A 14,702-nucleotide genomic window follows, 5' to 3' on the forward strand; every position below is an offset into this window, starting at 1 on the left:
CGGAGTGCACTTGTGCTGACATGCGCACCGCTCCTGATGCTTGCCGGTTGTCCGGACGATGAGACGGCAACACCTGGCAAGGTGTCTGCCCAGGCAACTGCTCCTACTCTCGCTCCAGTTGCAAAGCCGGCGGCTGCAACACTACCTGCGGCAGTTCCGATGCAGTCGGTTGACGCTTCTGCAAATGTTCTCAAAGCTCAGGGCCTCATCAACAAGGCTGAGGCTAGCTATCGCAGCGGTGTGGACAACTACAACGGAAATCGCCTGGACGCGGCACGAGTCGATTTCGATACGGCGATCGACACGATGCTGACCAGTGGAATGGATCTGAAGAATGATCCGCAGCTCGCGGATGAGTTTGATCACCTGTTGAATGCGGTCAACTCGCTTGAGATGGTGGCGCTAAAACAAGGGAATGGATTTTCGCCGAAGCTTGAAGAGACTCCTCTCGAGAGCGCGGAGGGTCTGACGTTTGCCCCAAACCCGGAGCTGACCGCGAAGCTGAAGTCTGAGCTACAGATCAAATCGGATCTGCCGTTGGTCATCAATGATGAGGTCGCCGGATATATTGGGATTTTCGCGAATTCGACTTCGTTTCGAGCACACATGCTGCACAGTATGGAACGAGGCGGGAAGTACAAGGCAATCATCCAGAAGGCGTTGGCGGATCAAGGAATGCCGCAGGATCTGTTCTACCTGGCGGTAGCGGAATCTGGTTTCCAGCCTCAGGCATTGAACGCGAAGAGTGGCGCAGGCGGGATGTGGCAGTTCATGCCGACTGGAGCGTATGGTCTGGTGCGCAACGGCTACTTCGACGAACGCTTCGACCCTGAGAAGTCCTCGATCGCTTATGCGAAGTACATGAAGACGATCTACAACCAGCTCGGCGACTGGTATCTCTCGATGGCTGGGTACGACTGGGGTCCGGGCAACATCCAGAGAGCGGTGATGCGCACAGGGTACGCGGACTTCTGGGAGCTCTACCGGCGCAACATGCTGCCCAAGGAGACGAAGGAGTATGTGCCCAAGATCCTGGCAGCTATCATCATGGCGAAGAATCCTGCGAAGTATGGGCTCGATAAAGTAGTGCCAGACCCGGCGGTGGTGTGGGATTCCGTGAACGTAGACTACGCAATCGATATGCGACTGGTGGCTGATCTAACGGGTGCTTCCTTAGCGGAGATCGTTTCGCTGAACCCAAGTCTCCTACGAATGAGTACGCCCAACGATCTCTCCTTTGACCTCCACATTCCGGTTGGCACCAAAGAGGTCTTCACAGGGCGTCTCAAGTCGATCCCTATGGAGAAGCGCAATAGCTGGCGATTCCATGTAGTGCGCCCCGGAGAGTCGCTCGATGCAATCGCGACAACTCTTCATGCGCATGCGAGCGACGTTGCGGATGCAAATGGCCTGAAGGCTGGAGAGGCAGTGGCCGAGGGCGATGAACTCGTGGTGCCGGTTACGCTAGTGACCGCCAGCAAACACCAACAACGCTATGTAGCGCGGCGTGGCGATACGCTGATCACCATTGCGGATCGCTTCAATGTTTCCGTCGAAGATCTTCGGGCGTGGAACCATATTTCATCGGGTGCGTTGAGAACAGGTGCTTCATTGAATGTTGCTGAGCCCGTGCGATTCGGCCCGTCGATGCGAAGCCGTCGTGTCGCAACACGCGGCGGAAGATCAGGTCGCGGTGGTGGTGCGAAGACATCTCGGCGAGGTGCGGTTGAGAGTGTGGCGCGAGGCTCGACGCACACAAATACGCATGCTTCTACACGAGGAATACCGAAGAGCGCACTTGTCTCTTCCGCCGCTTCGCGTGGAGCAGTATCGAAAACGAAACATAAAGCTGCACGATAAGCTTCCTCACAAAAAAGATTGCTTGCTATCGCTAGCGCATGGATGCAATCTATTGCTAGAATCCGTGATCGATACGAGTTACGTTAGCTCGCATCGTGCTTCGTGAATGACTCGCATCCAACATGTGAGGAACAGTACAGCAGGTAGGGGAAAACGATGACGATGTTCGATGGATTCGATGAAGTGTTCAAGCAGCACGCAGCGGCTGACCAGGACGAGCATGATGCGGATAACGATACAGAGGATGATCGTCATGGCTCCAGCTTCGATGAGGATGACGAAGAGGAAGAGGTCACGTTGACGTCAGATGATGATGATGACGACAGCGACGAAGATGATGATGAGCTTGAGGGAGATCTTCCGGAGAAGGGTTCTCCGGATGCATCCGCTAATGAGGATGTTCGTCACCCCCACGCGGAAGATGCCACTCTGTATGCCCCATCGCCAACACCAGGTGATGTGTATACGCCAGCGACGAAGTTATCGAAACAGCCTGAACGGAACGAGGCTGCCAGCGTTCCTCCGGTGAGTGGTGTCAGCAAGCGACCGGTGGCGAAGACGGCTTCTAAGCCTGTCGCAGTGAAGGCTGCTTCGGCAGTAAAGGCAGCTGCCAAAAAGGTACCTGCGAAGAAGACCCCGGCGAAGAAAACTGTACCCGCAAAGAAAACCGCACCAGCAAAGAAGACCTTGGCCAAAAAGGCGGTAGCGAAGAAAGCGCCTGCGAAGAAGGCGGCAGCGAAGAAGGCTGTACCGGCCAAGAAAGCACCAGCCAAGAAGGTGTCCGCAAAGAAGCTTATTGCGAAGAAGGCGCTTCCACTCAAGACAACGGCTAAGAAGAGTGCCGGAAAGTTTATACAAGTATCTGCCGCGAAGAAGTCCAGTGCTCAACGCGGCGGTAAGCCTGCTCTTAAAAAAGCGGCTGGCAACAAGAGCACTGGGAGCAGCAAAAAAACCATCACGAGAGGTACTACCTTGGCAACGAAGAAAGCAGCAAAGAAGGTCGTAGCAAAGAAGGCGGCGACTAAGGCTCCTGCAAAGAAAGCCGTAGCGAAGAAGGCTGTACCAGCGAAGAAGGTACCAGCAAAGAAGACCGTAGCAAAGAAGGCACCAGCAAAGAAGACCGCTGCAAAGAAGACGGTAGCAAAGAAGGCAACGGCAAAGAAGTAAGCTTCTGATGTGAGCAGCAAACTGTCCTAAGGCAAGCAAAAAGGCCCGGACTCCTCATCATGAGGGCCGGGCCTTTTTGCGTCTGTTGCTATTTCTTGTCTGCGGAAATTTCAGCGAGGACATCTTCGCTATGGGTGTTTGGGTTGACCTTCTTCCAGGCTTTGACAACCTTGCCATTCGGGTCGATCAGAAAGGAATCGCGCTCGGCGAACTTCATAGGACCTGCGCCCATGATGTTGACGCCATAGGCATCGACGACCTTATGTTCAGGATCGGCGAGAAGCTTGAAGGTCAAGCTCTCTTGCGTGCAGAAGCTTTTGTGGCTGTCTGCTGTGTCGAGGCTTACGCCAAGGACGACGGCGTTGAGCGCCTTGTACTTGTCGAGATCGCGCTGAAAGTTGTGGGCCTCGATCGTGCAGCCCTGGGTCTTATCCTTCGGGTAAAAGTAGAGGACTACCCACTTGCCCTTGTAATCCGTAAGGCTGATGGGGGTGTTGTCCTGCGAGGGCAGGGTGAAGTTTGGGGCTGCGGTTCCTGGCTGGAGAATGTCGGCTGCGTGGGCGTTCACGCCAACGGCCGTTGCCGTCACGATGCCCGCGATCACTGCGATAAGTAGTCCCTTGCGCTTCATGTAGTTCTCCTGTGTTCAGCAAGGCTGCAGCGATCTGACGTAAGGCGCGCAGCTCTGAGGATAATAGTACGCGGGGAACGACTTTCAGATGTCATGAGAATGTCAGACGCGGGGCAAGGCAATCATGGCGATGCCAGCGGCATCGCTAGCTGCGACAATCGCTTCGGGATCGAAGAGCAGGGTTCGGCCAGCCTCTACGCAAAGGCACGTAGCGCCTGCCTGTTGCATCGCCGCAATCGTTGCGACGCCGATTACAGGGACATCGAAGCGCATATCCTGGTTGGGTTTGGCTACCTTGACCACAGTCAGCGACGGCTCTAGAAGCCTGCTTTCACCTTGATCGATGCTGCGCATCAGTTCGCCAGCACGAGCAATCGTAGCGTCTGTACCCTCCATGGCTTCAATGGCGACGCAGGCTCGTGCCGCGATGACCACGGTTTGACCGAGGTCGAAGGCAGCGATCGCGGTTGCGATCGTACGGCCGTACAGAACATCCTTGTGCTCTTCTTCGGTCGGAGATCGCCGGGTCAGCACGCCCGTTTTGGCTAGAAGCGGTTCAAGGTAGGCGGTCGAAGAGATGAGTTCGATGCCTTCATCGCCTAGAACTTTGGCAATGGCTCCGAGCAGCATGTCGGTAGAGCGGGTGCGGAGGCTGAGGAGAAGCTTGGCTAGCCGCCAGTCCGGACGGATGCTCGAGAAGATTTGCTTGTGACGAACCTGTCCGGCCATGACCGCTCGCGTGACGCCCTCCGCCTGGAAGGTTTCGATGAGGCGGGAGAGTTCGCCGAGCGAGAGCCAGTGAACCCGGATGCCGATGTCCGTTGCGGCACGCGTGTCCATCTCGGGATCAGTCTCCTCCTTGATGGCGGCGACGACCACCTCGAGACCATGGGCGCGTGCTGCGTCGACGAGGAGAAAGGGAAAGCGCCCGTTGCCGGCGATGAGACCAAGTTTTCCGGTTGTCGTCATCAGCCTACTTGATAAGACCACGATGACTGTTGGCGACGAAGTCAGCAAGGTAGGCCACGTGTTCAGCGGGACCCTCTGTGTCGGCTGCGAGCATCTCGCGTATGGCGGTGAGCGCGTCGGAGGTGTTGCGTTTCGAGTTCAGGAGCAGGCGATAAGCTTGTCGAAGCTGCTTGATCTGTTCGGGAGTAAAGCCGCGCCGTTCGAGGCCGACCTTGTTGAGGCCGTAGGCGTGATTATTCCGTTCGATGGAGGTAAGCGAGTAGGGGAGCACGTCCTGCGTAATAGTGGTGCCCCCGCCGATGTAGGCATAGCGCCCGATGCGACAGAACTGATGCACGGGGCAAAGGGCCCCGACTACAGCGTAGTCCTCCACGATGACGTGACCGGCGAGCGTGGCGGAGTTGGCGAGGATGCATCCGTTGCCGATGGTGGAGTCATGACCGATGTGGGTATACGCCATGATGAGGCAATCGTCACCGACCTGTGTTAGCCCGCCGCCACCTGCAGTCCCCCTGGAGATGGTGACGTACTCGCGTATGGTGTTGCCATTGCCGATTGTGACTCGGGTGGGTTCGCCCGCGTATTTCAGATCCTGCGGAGCTATGCCGATGCAGGCGAAGGAAAAAATGCGATTGGCAGTGCCGAAGGTGGTGTGGCCATCGAGGATGACGTGCGAGACGAGCTCGCAATCTTCTCCGAGGATGACGTCTGCACCGACGGTGCAGTAGGGACCGATGGTGCACGAAGCAGGAATTACTGCACCGGGAGCAATGATGGCGGTTGGATGAGTGGGCACGGTCTACTCAGCGTTCGGAGTGACGCCTGGCTTTGCCGCGGGCGTCACGCTGCGGCTGGTGAGAGCACACATGACTGTGGCTTCGCAGGCGATCTTGCCATCCACTGTGGCTACGCCGCGCATCTTGACTGCAGAACTGCGCCAGTTGAGAACAGTCACTTCGATGCGAAGCTGGTCACCCGGCACAACGGGGCGGCGGAATTTGGCACTATCGATGCTCGTGAACACCATGAGCTTCTCGGCCCTGTTCGTATATTCGCTTAGCAGAAGTGCGCCACCGGCTTGAGCGATCGCCTCAACCATTAACACGCCGGGCATGATCGGGTAGTCAGGAAAGTGACCTTGAAAGTGAGGTTCATTGATGGATACGTTCTTAATGGCAACGACTCGCTTCCTGCTCTCCATTTCGATGATGCGATCAATCAAAAGGAGAGGGTAGCGATGCGGCAGGATGGACATGATCTCGACAATGTCCATCGTTCGCGTCACTGGCGGAGTCTCGGGGGCAACGGATGTGGGTTCTGCAAGGGTGATCTGTTCCGGTTCGGTGATTGTAGAGTTGCTCATAGCACACCCGAGTATAAACTGCGGCGCCGTGCCTAGCTGAGATTATGAACCTTCTTTACAGGGCGATCAGGGTCAAAAAGCTCTGGGGAGAGCGGATTCCCATACTCGATCTTCTTGAGGAAGAGCTGTGAGGCCATATCACCATTGCGGTACCGGGTAATTGCAAAGGCAGTCGGAAAGCCTTGGACAGTGTGATAGTCGTCGTACTCCTCGGCGTCTTCGTCATGGTCTTTGAAGGTGTCATTGCGCCACTCGAAGGTACGGCGGAGAGGGAGGTGCGTGGTGACGTCAAGTTCGATCGTGACCGCATCATTGTTGGCGCCGAGAACAGTGACCTTATCGACCATGCGGCGCTCGACCATGGCGGTTCCTTCGGCCAGAATAATGACTCCGGGCTGCTTGAGCCAGGTGTGGACGACCTCTTCGATCGAATGGGCGTGCCGCCGAATTTCATCGTCGACCTGGAGTTTTGGCAGGGTGGTCTTCCCCTTGTAGGTGATTTCGTAGCCAGTGTCCTTTGTCCAGATGTGGACGACCTCGCGTTTTTTGGTGTACTCAATGCGCTCAACATCGGGCTGGCCTGCGTAAGGAAGCTGACGGAAGGACCAGAAGTCGGTGACGCTGCCGGTGGGTGCTCCGCGGAAGAATGCAGCGGTGTGACCCTCCTGCTCGATGGTGCGGCGATCGAGCCAGAGTTGACCGCCCAGGGCGGTGACCATCTGGTCGAGAAGGAGTCGTCCGCGCTCTTCCTGTGTCTTGCCTGCGACCTGCGTCGGCGCAGCACTGGGAATGTCTCGGGCCTGGGCAAGGAGGTTAGAGCACAAGAGGCTTGCTGCGAGTGCCGTGGTCAGGACCGACTTTTTTCTCAAGGGAGCCTCATCAACCTACGAGCACTGCGCCACCGTTTACGTTGAAGATCTCGCCGGAGATGAAGCCGGCCAGCGGGGTACATAGAAAGAGGATTGGCCCGGCGATCTCGTCGACGTGGGCGACGCGGCCGAGTGGGATCGTGTTCATCACCTTCTTGGACGTTTCCGGATGGTTGAGGGCAGCGGCGGACATCTCTGTGGCTACCCAGCCCGGAGCGACACAGTTGCAGTAGATGCCCTGACCGGCCAATTCGCTGGACAGGCTCTTTGTCAGGCTGACGAGGGCACCCTTGCTGGCGGCATAGTCGGCGTGGAAGGCCTCGCCGCGCTGGGCGGCGGTGGAACTGACCAGGACGACGTGTCCGCGGGTCGTGCCAGTTTGAGGCTGAGCCTTCATCTGGGCTACGGCGGCTTGCACGAGACCAAAGGAGCTGTCCAGATTGATGCCCATGGTCTCTCGCCACTGGGTCGTGGTCATCTCGGCTATGGGGGCGTCGTGGGAGGGCCAGATGCCGTGATTGACGATCAGGCAGTCGAGGCGGCCGTAGATCTCCCTGGCGGCATGGACGAGCGCCTGGCCATCGTCAGCGCTTGCGAGTTCCTGCTTGATCGCGTGACAGTGCTCGGGGCCACCGCACTCTTGAACGAGGGCTTCAGCTTGAGTTGCTGCCGAGCGATAGCTGAAGATGACCTTTGCCCCTGCCTTGCGAAAGAGACGGACGGTCGCTGCGCCTATGCCGCGAGAGCCGCCTGTGATGAGGGCTACACGGCCGTCGAGGGATAGTGTGACGGCGGAGGTTTGGGGACTTAGCATCCTCCCCACGCTATCGGAGCACTGTGGCTTTGTGCAACATGGGGGCCGCGCGACGTCAGGCCCTGGGTTGTTTGCTGTCGAGGAGGGCTCTGCGCGCTGCGATCAGCTTCTGCTGTTCTTCCGGGGGAAGAGCCAGAATCTTTCGTGTCTTTGGAGGCAGCTTGCCGAGGGTGATGTCGTAGGCGCCGCGAAGTTCGTGCTCCCATTCCTTTGGACGAAATACGTCCCAGCGATGAGCGGCAATCCAGTGGATTCGCGCAAGGTAGGGTGCGGGAAAGAGTCCTTCGATTTCGACCAGTTCCGCAAAGCGCGTCGGACCTGCGGAGTAGGAGATGACTCCCTTGCTGTCTGCCTCGAGATTGGCGAGGACGAACATCTTGCCGCCGATCGCCTTGTCGCCTACCCAGAAGACGAGATTATCTCCCCACTGAAGGGTCTCGACGACGTGGGGCAGCTTCAATAGGAAGGCGCGAACTCTCTCTGCATCCATGTGCCAAAGTATAAGGACTCAAACGCAGCTTTTCTTCAGAATGATGGACCTGAGGCGCTTTAAAGTTTTTCCGTTTAGGTCCTAAAGTCTTGTAAACAAAGACCCTAAGTCTGGACCAGTCTAACGGGTCAGCAGGGCCGTGGAGCAAATCCTGGGGTGTGGAGGACGCACATTTGTCAAATATCTCCGCTCGGGAAGAAAGGCGTGAAGGTAGTCAAAGCCGAGGCTTCTATTCTGACGCTGCCTGGTGCTACTTGCCACGTTTCTCGAGCTTGCTCGCTGCCGCTGCCTTCTGATCGGCCTTCTTGGTTGCCGCGCTCTTCTTCCCCGCTTTCGGCTTGCAGCTCCCCTTGGCTCCCGGTGTTGAACCTGGCGTAGGTTCAAAGCCTGGCCAGCAGCGGCTTGTCTGACTGCTCTTCTTCGCAGGCTTCTTGGAGGAGGTCTTTTTTCCTGGAGTTTTTTTTGCTGAGGTCTTTGCCGACGTCTTGCTTGCTGACTTCTTCGCTGTGGTCATGTCGATTTGAGACGCAATTCTCTGTCGTCAGGTCGTGTCATCGGGTGGTGATATTTAGCGCAGTCGTAAACGGATCGGTCCTTTTGCAGTAGAAGGGTCGACGATCTGGCTGTGCTGAGTGATGACGATCCTGCCTGCGGCCACAAGACGGCGAGCCGCGGACCGGGCTGGTTCCATCAGGCTCTCCCAATCGCCTCGATCTTCCTGGCCGCCGACGATCTTTGCTGCCTCCGAGGGGCAGATGGTCTTGTCCCGTCCGCGCTCGGCAAGAAGGCTGAGGATGGCGGCTTCGAGAGCGTGATCTGTGTTGTCCGGTTTGTGGCCCTTGCAGGCGTCGCTACAGTAGTTGATTACGTCCCAGTCGCGCTCCCATTTCTTGCGCCATGAGAAAGCGCGGCCGCAGGCCTTGCAGACCTTGTCGCGGTGCGGTGTGGTTCGATCTGGTTTGGGCTTTCTATCCGGCATGACTTTGTTCTGCTCCCGACTCTTTATACTTGGATGCGACTATGTCTAATTTTCCGAGCCTTGAAGACCAACTGGACCTTATAACGAAGGGCACTGCGGAGATCATCCCGCTCGAAGCCTTGAAGGAACGTATTACGAAGTCGATTGCTTCGGGCAAGCCGATGCGGATCAAGGCTGGTTTCGATCCGACCGCTCCCGACCTGCATCTAGGGCATACGGTGCTGATCCGCAAGCTGCGGCATTTCCAGCAGCTAGGCCATACGGTGATTTTCCTGATTGGCGATAGTACGGCGCTGATCGGCGACCCAACGGGGCGCAACGTGACCCGTAAACCGCTGACACCGGAGCAGATTGCGGCGAATGCGGAGACGTACAAGGAGCAGGTCTTCAAGATTCTGGACCGTGAGAAGACCGAGGTTCGCAACAACTCCGAGTGGCTGGACAAGCTGAGCTACTACGACATGGTGAAGCTGATGGCGCAATTTACCGTGTCGCAGATGCTGGAGCGTGAGGACTTTCATAAACGGTTTCAGGCAGAGCAGCCGATTGCCCTGCACGAACTGATATACCCGATTGCGCAGGGATACGATTCCGTCGCCCTGGAGTGCGATGTGGAGCTTGGTGGAACCGACCAGAAGTTCAACCTGATGCGGGGACGGGATCTGCAGAAGCATTTTGGGCAGCCGCAGCAAAGCATCCTGATGGTGCCGATCCTCGAGGGCCTCGATGGCGTGCAGAAGATGTCCAAGTCACTGAACAATGCGATTGGGGTGCATGACGCGCCGAGCGATATGTACGGGAAGCTGATGTCGATTTCTGACGAATTGATGTGGAAATACTGGACGCTGCTGACGGATCTGCGTCAATCGGAGATCGTGCAGATGCAGGCGGATGTGATGAGCGGGACGCTGCATCCGATGCAGGCTAAGAAGAATCTGGCACACGCGATCACGAGTGATTTTCATTCGCGTGAAGAGGCGGATGGAGCGGCGATAAACTGGGCCAAGCAGTTCCAGCAAGGTGAGACGGCAAGTGATCTTGAGCAGGTTGAGATTGCTTACGACAGCATTGCCGGGCAGGCAGAGGGAACAGGAAACAGTCTTCGACTTGGTAAATTGCTGGTGCAGGCTAGGCTCGTCGCTTCGGGAAGCGAGGCTACCCGGAAGATTGCGGAGGGTGCCGTTCGCATCGACAATGAAGTTCGAAAAGATGCGAGCTTTTCCGTGGAGACTCTGCCAGCAACGCTTACATTGCGCCTTGGTAAGAAGGCGAAGGTTGTAGTCATTTCATAGGTGATGGACATCCTCATCCAGCGGCATCGTGTCTCAACTCGGGTGAAGAGCGGTTGTGTACGGTCGGTGGGCTTCCTTGGGTGCGCAGTCCTCATTGCGGGACCCCTGTTTGGGCAGACTCCAAAGGAGATCGTGCAGCAGGCCGTTCAGACGGAGATTGCGGCCAGTCGCAACGATCATTCGCTTTGGCGTTATCGGCAGGAAGAGAAGGTTCCGGCTTACACCGTTTCGATTGTGGTTGAGACGTCTCATGGGTCGATTAAGCAGAAGGTTGAGCAGGATGGTCATCCGCTTGCGCCAGAGCAGACGGTGGCGGAGATGAAGCGCATCCAGAGCTTTATCCACGACGCTGGCCAGCAGCAGAAGCAGAAACGTGACGGCGAGCATGATGATGAGAGTGCCGCCAAACTGCTCCAGATTCTCCCAGAAGCTTTCACGTGGCGGGTGGCCAGCCAGACTCCCGAGGTAATTATCCTGAAATTCGAGCCCGATCCGGGGTTTCACCCTCCAGATATGGAGAGTCACGTGATGAGCACGATGGGCGGTCAACTCATTGTCGATCGTGTGCAGCATCGGATCAGGTCAATTCGCGGAACACTCTCTCAAGACGTAAACATCGGCTATGGGCTGCTGGGCAAGCTCCGGCAAGGGGGTACCTTCGATGTGGAGCGGCGCGAGCTTACTCCCGGACTGTGGCAGATTGTCGAGACCCATGTGCATATCGATGGCCGCGCGTTGTTGTTCAAGACGATTGGGCAGCAGCAGGATGAGGTAAACAGCGGCTTCACCCGGGTTCCCGACTCGACGACGCTCGAACAGGCAGTTGCCTTATTGTCGGATCATAAGGACAGGGCCTGTAGCTCCTGCATGATCCATTAGGTGCCGACGGTGGAGAGGCTGACGCGGTATTCTCTTCCATAGATGGCGCACACCCCTTACCCGCAGTCGGACCGCGAGCTGATTCGATTGATCGAGCGCTCAAGTGGTCATCGTGCCGGATATAAGCAGCTGATCCGTGAGCTTGGGCTGGGTGGCGGCCGTGAGCGGCGGCTGTTGCTCGAGCAGTTGGCGCGGATTACGCTCCGCGGCGATCTGGTCAAGACTGAGTTTGAGCAATGGGCGTTGCCGCACGCGACGCTGGCGAAGACGGCCCGTCCGCCGCGAGGGAGTGGGCAGGCGGGAGCGCTTCCGGTGGAGCATCGTGCAACCAGAGATCACCTGATTGCGGGAAAGCTCGATCTGCATCGCGATGGCTACGGCTTTGTGCGGCCGAACCAGAGTACGAGCCGAGAAGATGATCTCTTTATTCCGCCGAATGAGTTGAATGGTGCGATGCAGGGCGACGAGGTGCTTGTGGATGAGGCACCTCCGGGACGCGATGGACGGCGATCCGGGCGCGTGGCCCGGGTGCTTACACGGCGTAATCCTACGGTGGTTGGCATCTTCCATTATGCTCGGCCGCAGGGACGCTCGACGTGGGACCACGCTCCGCTTATTCATGGGAACTACGTGACCCCGCTGGATGAGCGGATGACGCAGCCGATCCTGATTCCGGATGGCTTCGAAGTTCCAGCGACACCGAAGGACACGCCGCATCGTGTGCTGGGCGAAGAGGCGCAGGTGCAGCAGAGCTGGGCTGATCCGGAGCGGGAGGGAAGCCACAATCCGCTTGAGGGATTGGCGGTCGATGTTGAGATCACGGACTTCCCGACAACCGGCAGGCCGGCAAAAGGTAGGGTGCTTGAGATGCTTGGACCGCCGGATGCGTTCGGCGTGGATGTTGAGATCATCATCCGGAAGCACCACCTGCCGCATACCTTTCCGACGAACGTGCTGGCGGAGGCGAGTGCGTCCGCAGGACAGACGGTAGACACGCTTCCGGCGGAGGAACTTGGGCGACGTCGGGACTTTCGCGGATTGCCGATCGTGACGATTGACGGGGAGACGGCGCGGGACTTTGACGATGCGGTGCTGGTGACGCCGCTGCCGAATGGCAACTGGGAACTCCAGGTGCATATTGCGGATGTGAGCTACTACGTTCGTCCGGGGACGGCGCTCGATCTGGAGGCTCGGCTTCGGGGGACCTCGGTTTACTTCCCGGATCGTGCGATTCCGATGCTGCCTCCACAGCTCTCAAGCGGGATGTGTTCGCTGCGGCCGGATGAGGATCGCCTGGTTCTGAGCTGCCTGATGGAGGTGGATGGTCGAGGCGAGATCCTCGGGTATGAGGTGTGTGAGGGGATCATCCGCAGCGCGAGGCGGATGACTTATACGCAGATTCAGGCAGTGCTTGATGGTGAGGAGGAGGTTCGCGCGGAGTTCGCCTCGTTGGTTCCTGCATTCGAACAGATGTATGAGCTAGCTCTGAAGCTGAACACGAAACGGCATCGACGTGGGTCCATTGATTTTGATCTTCCAGAGCCGGTGATCCTTTTCAATCCAGACGGCAATATGCGGTCGATTGTGCGATCGCAGCGAGGCTGGTCGCATCGGCTTATCGAGGAGTTCATGCTCTCGGCGAATGAGTGCGTGGCGACATGGATCGAGCACCAGGCCGTTCCGAGTGTCTATCGAATACACGAGATGCCTGATCCGAAACGGATCATGGATTTTGAGGAGACGGCAGGTGCGTTTGGCTATTCGCTCGGCTTCTCCAGCCTGCCGGTGAAGCGGCTACAGACGAAAGGCGACCGCCGGGATGTGCGGGGGACGGATCGTAAGGCGAAGGTGCACGAAGTTGCGGAGTCGATTCCGGTAACGCCGCAGATGTATCAACGGCTTACGGCCAAGATTGCGGGAAAGCCGGAAGAGCGGATTCTTGCCTACCTGATGCTGCGCTCGCTGAAGCAGGCTCGGTACAGCGAGAAAAATGTCGGACACTTCGCATTGGCCAGCCCGAGTTATACGCATTTCACTTCGCCGATTCGGCGCTATCCGGATCTGATTGTGCATCGACTTCTGCGGGATCTGCTGGAGGCTGGTGCTGATCCGGATGGCGCGGCAATTTTGAGCACTGATCCGCAGCCATGGTCGAGCAAAGGGGATGCGCTGTCGCGTCGACCGGAGTTCGATGAGGCGAAGGCTCCCCTTCCAGAGACCGAGCTGGCGGCTATCGCGAGTGAGTCGAGCCAGTCCGAACGACGCGCCGACGATGCCGAACGGGAGTTGATGGAGTGGAAGAAGATCAAGTTCATGCAGGATCGGGTCGGCGAGGACTTTCACGCGATTATCCTGTCGGTGACGAAATACGGCTTCTTTGTCGAACTCGATGATCTATTTATAGAGGGGCTGGTTCCGCTGGCGAGTCTGGGGAACTTCGGTGGCGAAGATCGATTCTTCTTCCGCGATACCGACCGGCAGATCGTTGGATCGCACTCAGGTAAGGTGTTCCGGATGGGAATGCGCGTGCACGTGCTGCTGGACCGGATTGACCGGCAGCAGCGACGATTGCAGTTTGCGCTCCTGCCTGATCCGGCAGACACGACAGGGGTGAGGCCGAAACGTTCGAAGACGGCGGCGACTGCTGGCGGGGAGCGGCCGCATTCAAGCCCCAAGCGGACGGGCAAGAAGAAGGTCAGGGCTAAAGTGAAAAAGTCCAAGGGCAAGCGTAAGTGAAGGCTGCACCGCTACAATGGAGTTACGACATAGGAGAACAGAATCAATGCCGCACATGGTTTACTGCGTAAAGTACAAGGCTGAGCTTGAAGGACTGGATGAGCCGCCGTTCGACTCTGACTTCGGTCAGAAGATCTACAAAAGCGTTTCGAAGAAGGCCTGGGGCGAGTGGGTTGAGCGTCAAAAGATGCTGCTGAACGAGTACAGATTGCAGCCGTGGACGCGCGAGGCGCAGGATTTCCTCGTAGAGCAGATGAATGGTTTCTTCTTCAGTGAGGGCGATGGCGGAGCGCTGCCGAAGGAATTCGTGGCGCCGACGCACTAAACAGGTGTAGTGCCTCGTGTACACTTGAACCTGCAGGATACCCCGCCGCGACTCTCCTGAGTCGACGTGCATATAGTCGGGACGTGGCTCAGCCTGGTAGAGCGCACCCTTGGGGTGGGTGAGGTCGCTAGTTCGAATCTAGTCGTCCCGACCATTTACTTCTAGTTCAATTGAATTCCTCGACAATGGGTTCAACGAGTTCCGATTAGAGTCCAGTTGCGCTTTGAACTGGCAGTCGACAATTACATTACACAATTGTGACAGGGGCCAGCAGCCTACGCCATGAGAATGGAAGTATGTCTTCCCTTCTGGAACAAAACGGCGCTTC

At 57.4% G+C, this 14,702-nt stretch carries 14 protein-coding genes and 1 tRNA gene; 7 read left to right on the top strand and 8 right to left on the bottom strand.

Annotated features, from left to right (window positions below):
• Window positions 1-12 precede the first annotated feature (12 nt).
• Both OHL20_RS09840 and OHL20_RS09845 read left to right on the top strand, forming a co-directional pair.
• A complete protein-coding gene (locus OHL20_RS09840) occupies window positions 13-1,860 on the top strand; it encodes a lytic transglycosylase domain-containing protein (RefSeq protein ID WP_263383018.1) in 1,848 nt (615 codons plus the stop codon).
• Window positions 1,861-2,016: 156 nt separating this feature from the next.
• Window positions 2,017-3,027: a hypothetical protein gene (locus OHL20_RS09845; protein WP_263383019.1), complete on the top strand. Its 1,011-nt coding sequence runs from the start codon at window positions 2,017-2,019 to the stop codon at window positions 3,025-3,027.
• A gap of 88 nt (window positions 3,028-3,115) precedes the next feature.
• On the opposite strand, the gene OHL20_RS09850 is transcribed toward OHL20_RS09845, so the two are convergent.
• The 8 genes from OHL20_RS09850 to OHL20_RS09885 all read right to left on the bottom strand — a co-directional run bounded on the left by OHL20_RS09850 (window position 3,116) and on the right by OHL20_RS09885 (window position 9,142).
• Window positions 3,116-3,658: a peroxiredoxin gene (locus tag OHL20_RS09850; protein ID WP_263383020.1), complete on the bottom strand. Its 543-nt coding sequence runs from the start codon at window positions 3,656-3,658 to the stop codon at window positions 3,116-3,118.
• Window positions 3,659-3,760: 102 nt separating this feature from the next.
• Window positions 3,761-4,627: an LpxI family protein gene (locus OHL20_RS09855; RefSeq protein WP_263383021.1), complete on the bottom strand. Its 867-nt coding sequence runs from the start codon at window positions 4,625-4,627 to the stop codon at window positions 3,761-3,763.
• 4 nt (window positions 4,628-4,631) lie between these two features.
• Window positions 4,632-5,423, bottom strand: a complete 792-nt coding sequence (gene lpxA / locus OHL20_RS09860) for an acyl-ACP--UDP-N-acetylglucosamine O-acyltransferase (protein ID WP_263383022.1) — start codon at window positions 5,421-5,423, stop codon at window positions 4,632-4,634.
• Window positions 5,424-5,426: 3 nt separating this feature from the next.
• Window positions 5,427-5,990 (bottom strand): 3-hydroxyacyl-ACP dehydratase FabZ, encoded by a 564-nt coding sequence (fabZ, locus tag OHL20_RS09865; RefSeq protein ID WP_396271892.1) that lies wholly within the window; start codon window positions 5,988-5,990, stop codon window positions 5,427-5,429.
• A gap of 32 nt (window positions 5,991-6,022) precedes the next feature.
• Window positions 6,023-6,859 carry a hypothetical protein gene (locus OHL20_RS09870; RefSeq protein WP_263383023.1) on the bottom strand — a complete coding sequence of 279 codons (837 nt, stop codon included), beginning with the start codon at window positions 6,857-6,859 and terminating at the stop codon, window positions 6,023-6,025.
• A 10-nt stretch (window positions 6,860-6,869) separates the two neighbouring features.
• A complete protein-coding gene (locus tag OHL20_RS09875; protein ID WP_263383024.1) occupies window positions 6,870-7,673 on the bottom strand; it encodes an SDR family NAD(P)-dependent oxidoreductase in 804 nt (267 codons plus the stop codon).
• A 55-nt stretch (window positions 7,674-7,728) separates the two neighbouring features.
• On the bottom strand, window positions 7,729-8,163 hold the full coding sequence (locus OHL20_RS09880) for an MmcQ/YjbR family DNA-binding protein (RefSeq protein WP_263383025.1): 435 nt from the start codon (window positions 8,161-8,163) through the stop codon (window positions 7,729-7,731).
• A 568-nt stretch (window positions 8,164-8,731) separates the two neighbouring features.
• A complete protein-coding gene (locus OHL20_RS09885) occupies window positions 8,732-9,142 on the bottom strand; it encodes a DUF2256 and DUF3253 domain-containing protein (protein WP_263383026.1) in 411 nt (136 codons plus the stop codon).
• A gap of 41 nt (window positions 9,143-9,183) precedes the next feature.
• On the opposite strand from OHL20_RS09885, the gene tyrS reads away from it, so the two are divergent.
• From tyrS to OHL20_RS09910, 5 genes are all read left to right on the top strand, one after another.
• Window positions 9,184-10,434, top strand: coding sequence for a tyrosine--tRNA ligase (gene tyrS / locus OHL20_RS09890; protein ID WP_263383027.1), 1,251 nt, complete (start codon window positions 9,184-9,186; stop codon window positions 10,432-10,434).
• A 3-nt stretch (window positions 10,435-10,437) separates the two neighbouring features.
• A complete protein-coding gene (locus OHL20_RS09895) occupies window positions 10,438-11,313 on the top strand; it encodes a hypothetical protein (RefSeq protein ID WP_263383028.1) in 876 nt (291 codons plus the stop codon).
• Window positions 11,314-11,355: 42 nt separating this feature from the next.
• Window positions 11,356-14,049 carry a ribonuclease R family protein gene (locus OHL20_RS09900; RefSeq protein WP_263383029.1) on the top strand — a complete coding sequence of 898 codons (2,694 nt, stop codon included), beginning with the start codon at window positions 11,356-11,358 and terminating at the stop codon, window positions 14,047-14,049.
• Window positions 14,050-14,095: 46 nt separating this feature from the next.
• Window positions 14,096-14,374, top strand: a complete 279-nt coding sequence (locus tag OHL20_RS09905; protein WP_263383030.1) for an oxidative damage protection protein — start codon at window positions 14,096-14,098, stop codon at window positions 14,372-14,374.
• A gap of 77 nt (window positions 14,375-14,451) precedes the next feature.
• Window positions 14,452-14,528 (top strand) — tRNA-Pro (locus tag OHL20_RS09910).
• The last annotated feature ends 174 nt before the right edge of the window (window positions 14,529-14,702 follow it).

Origin of the sequence: Granulicella arctica (genome assembly GCF_025685605.1) — a bacterium.
GTDB lineage: Bacteria > Acidobacteriota > Terriglobia > Terriglobales > Acidobacteriaceae > Edaphobacter > Edaphobacter arcticus.

Excerpts from the sequence above, each read along its gene's own strand:
- fabZ (WP_396271892.1), bottom strand. The coding sequence starts at position 5,990 with ATGAGCAACTCTACAATCACCGAACCGGAACAGATCACCCTTGCAGAA.
- OHL20_RS09845 (WP_263383019.1), top strand. The coding sequence starts at position 2,017 with ATGACGATGTTCGATGGATTCGATGAAGTGTTCAAGCAGCACGCAGCG.
- OHL20_RS09900 (WP_263383029.1), top strand. The coding sequence starts at position 11,356 with ATGGCGCACACCCCTTACCCGCAGTCGGACCGCGAGCTGATTCGATTG.
- OHL20_RS09895 (WP_263383028.1), top strand. The coding sequence starts at position 10,438 with ATGGACATCCTCATCCAGCGGCATCGTGTCTCAACTCGGGTGAAGAGC.
- OHL20_RS09875 (WP_263383024.1), bottom strand. The coding sequence starts at position 7,673 with ATGCTAAGTCCCCAAACCTCCGCCGTCACACTATCCCTCGACGGCCGT.
- OHL20_RS09905 (WP_263383030.1), top strand. The coding sequence starts at position 14,096 with ATGCCGCACATGGTTTACTGCGTAAAGTACAAGGCTGAGCTTGAAGGA.
- OHL20_RS09880 (WP_263383025.1), bottom strand. The coding sequence starts at position 8,163 with ATGGATGCAGAGAGAGTTCGCGCCTTCCTATTGAAGCTGCCCCACGTC.
- OHL20_RS09855 (WP_263383021.1), bottom strand. The coding sequence starts at position 4,627 with ATGACGACAACCGGAAAACTTGGTCTCATCGCCGGCAACGGGCGCTTT.
- OHL20_RS09885 (WP_263383026.1), bottom strand. The coding sequence starts at position 9,142 with ATGCCGGATAGAAAGCCCAAACCAGATCGAACCACACCGCACCGCGAC.
- tyrS (WP_263383027.1), top strand. The coding sequence starts at position 9,184 with ATGTCTAATTTTCCGAGCCTTGAAGACCAACTGGACCTTATAACGAAG.
- OHL20_RS09850 (WP_263383020.1), bottom strand. The coding sequence starts at position 3,658 with ATGAAGCGCAAGGGACTACTTATCGCAGTGATCGCGGGCATCGTGACG.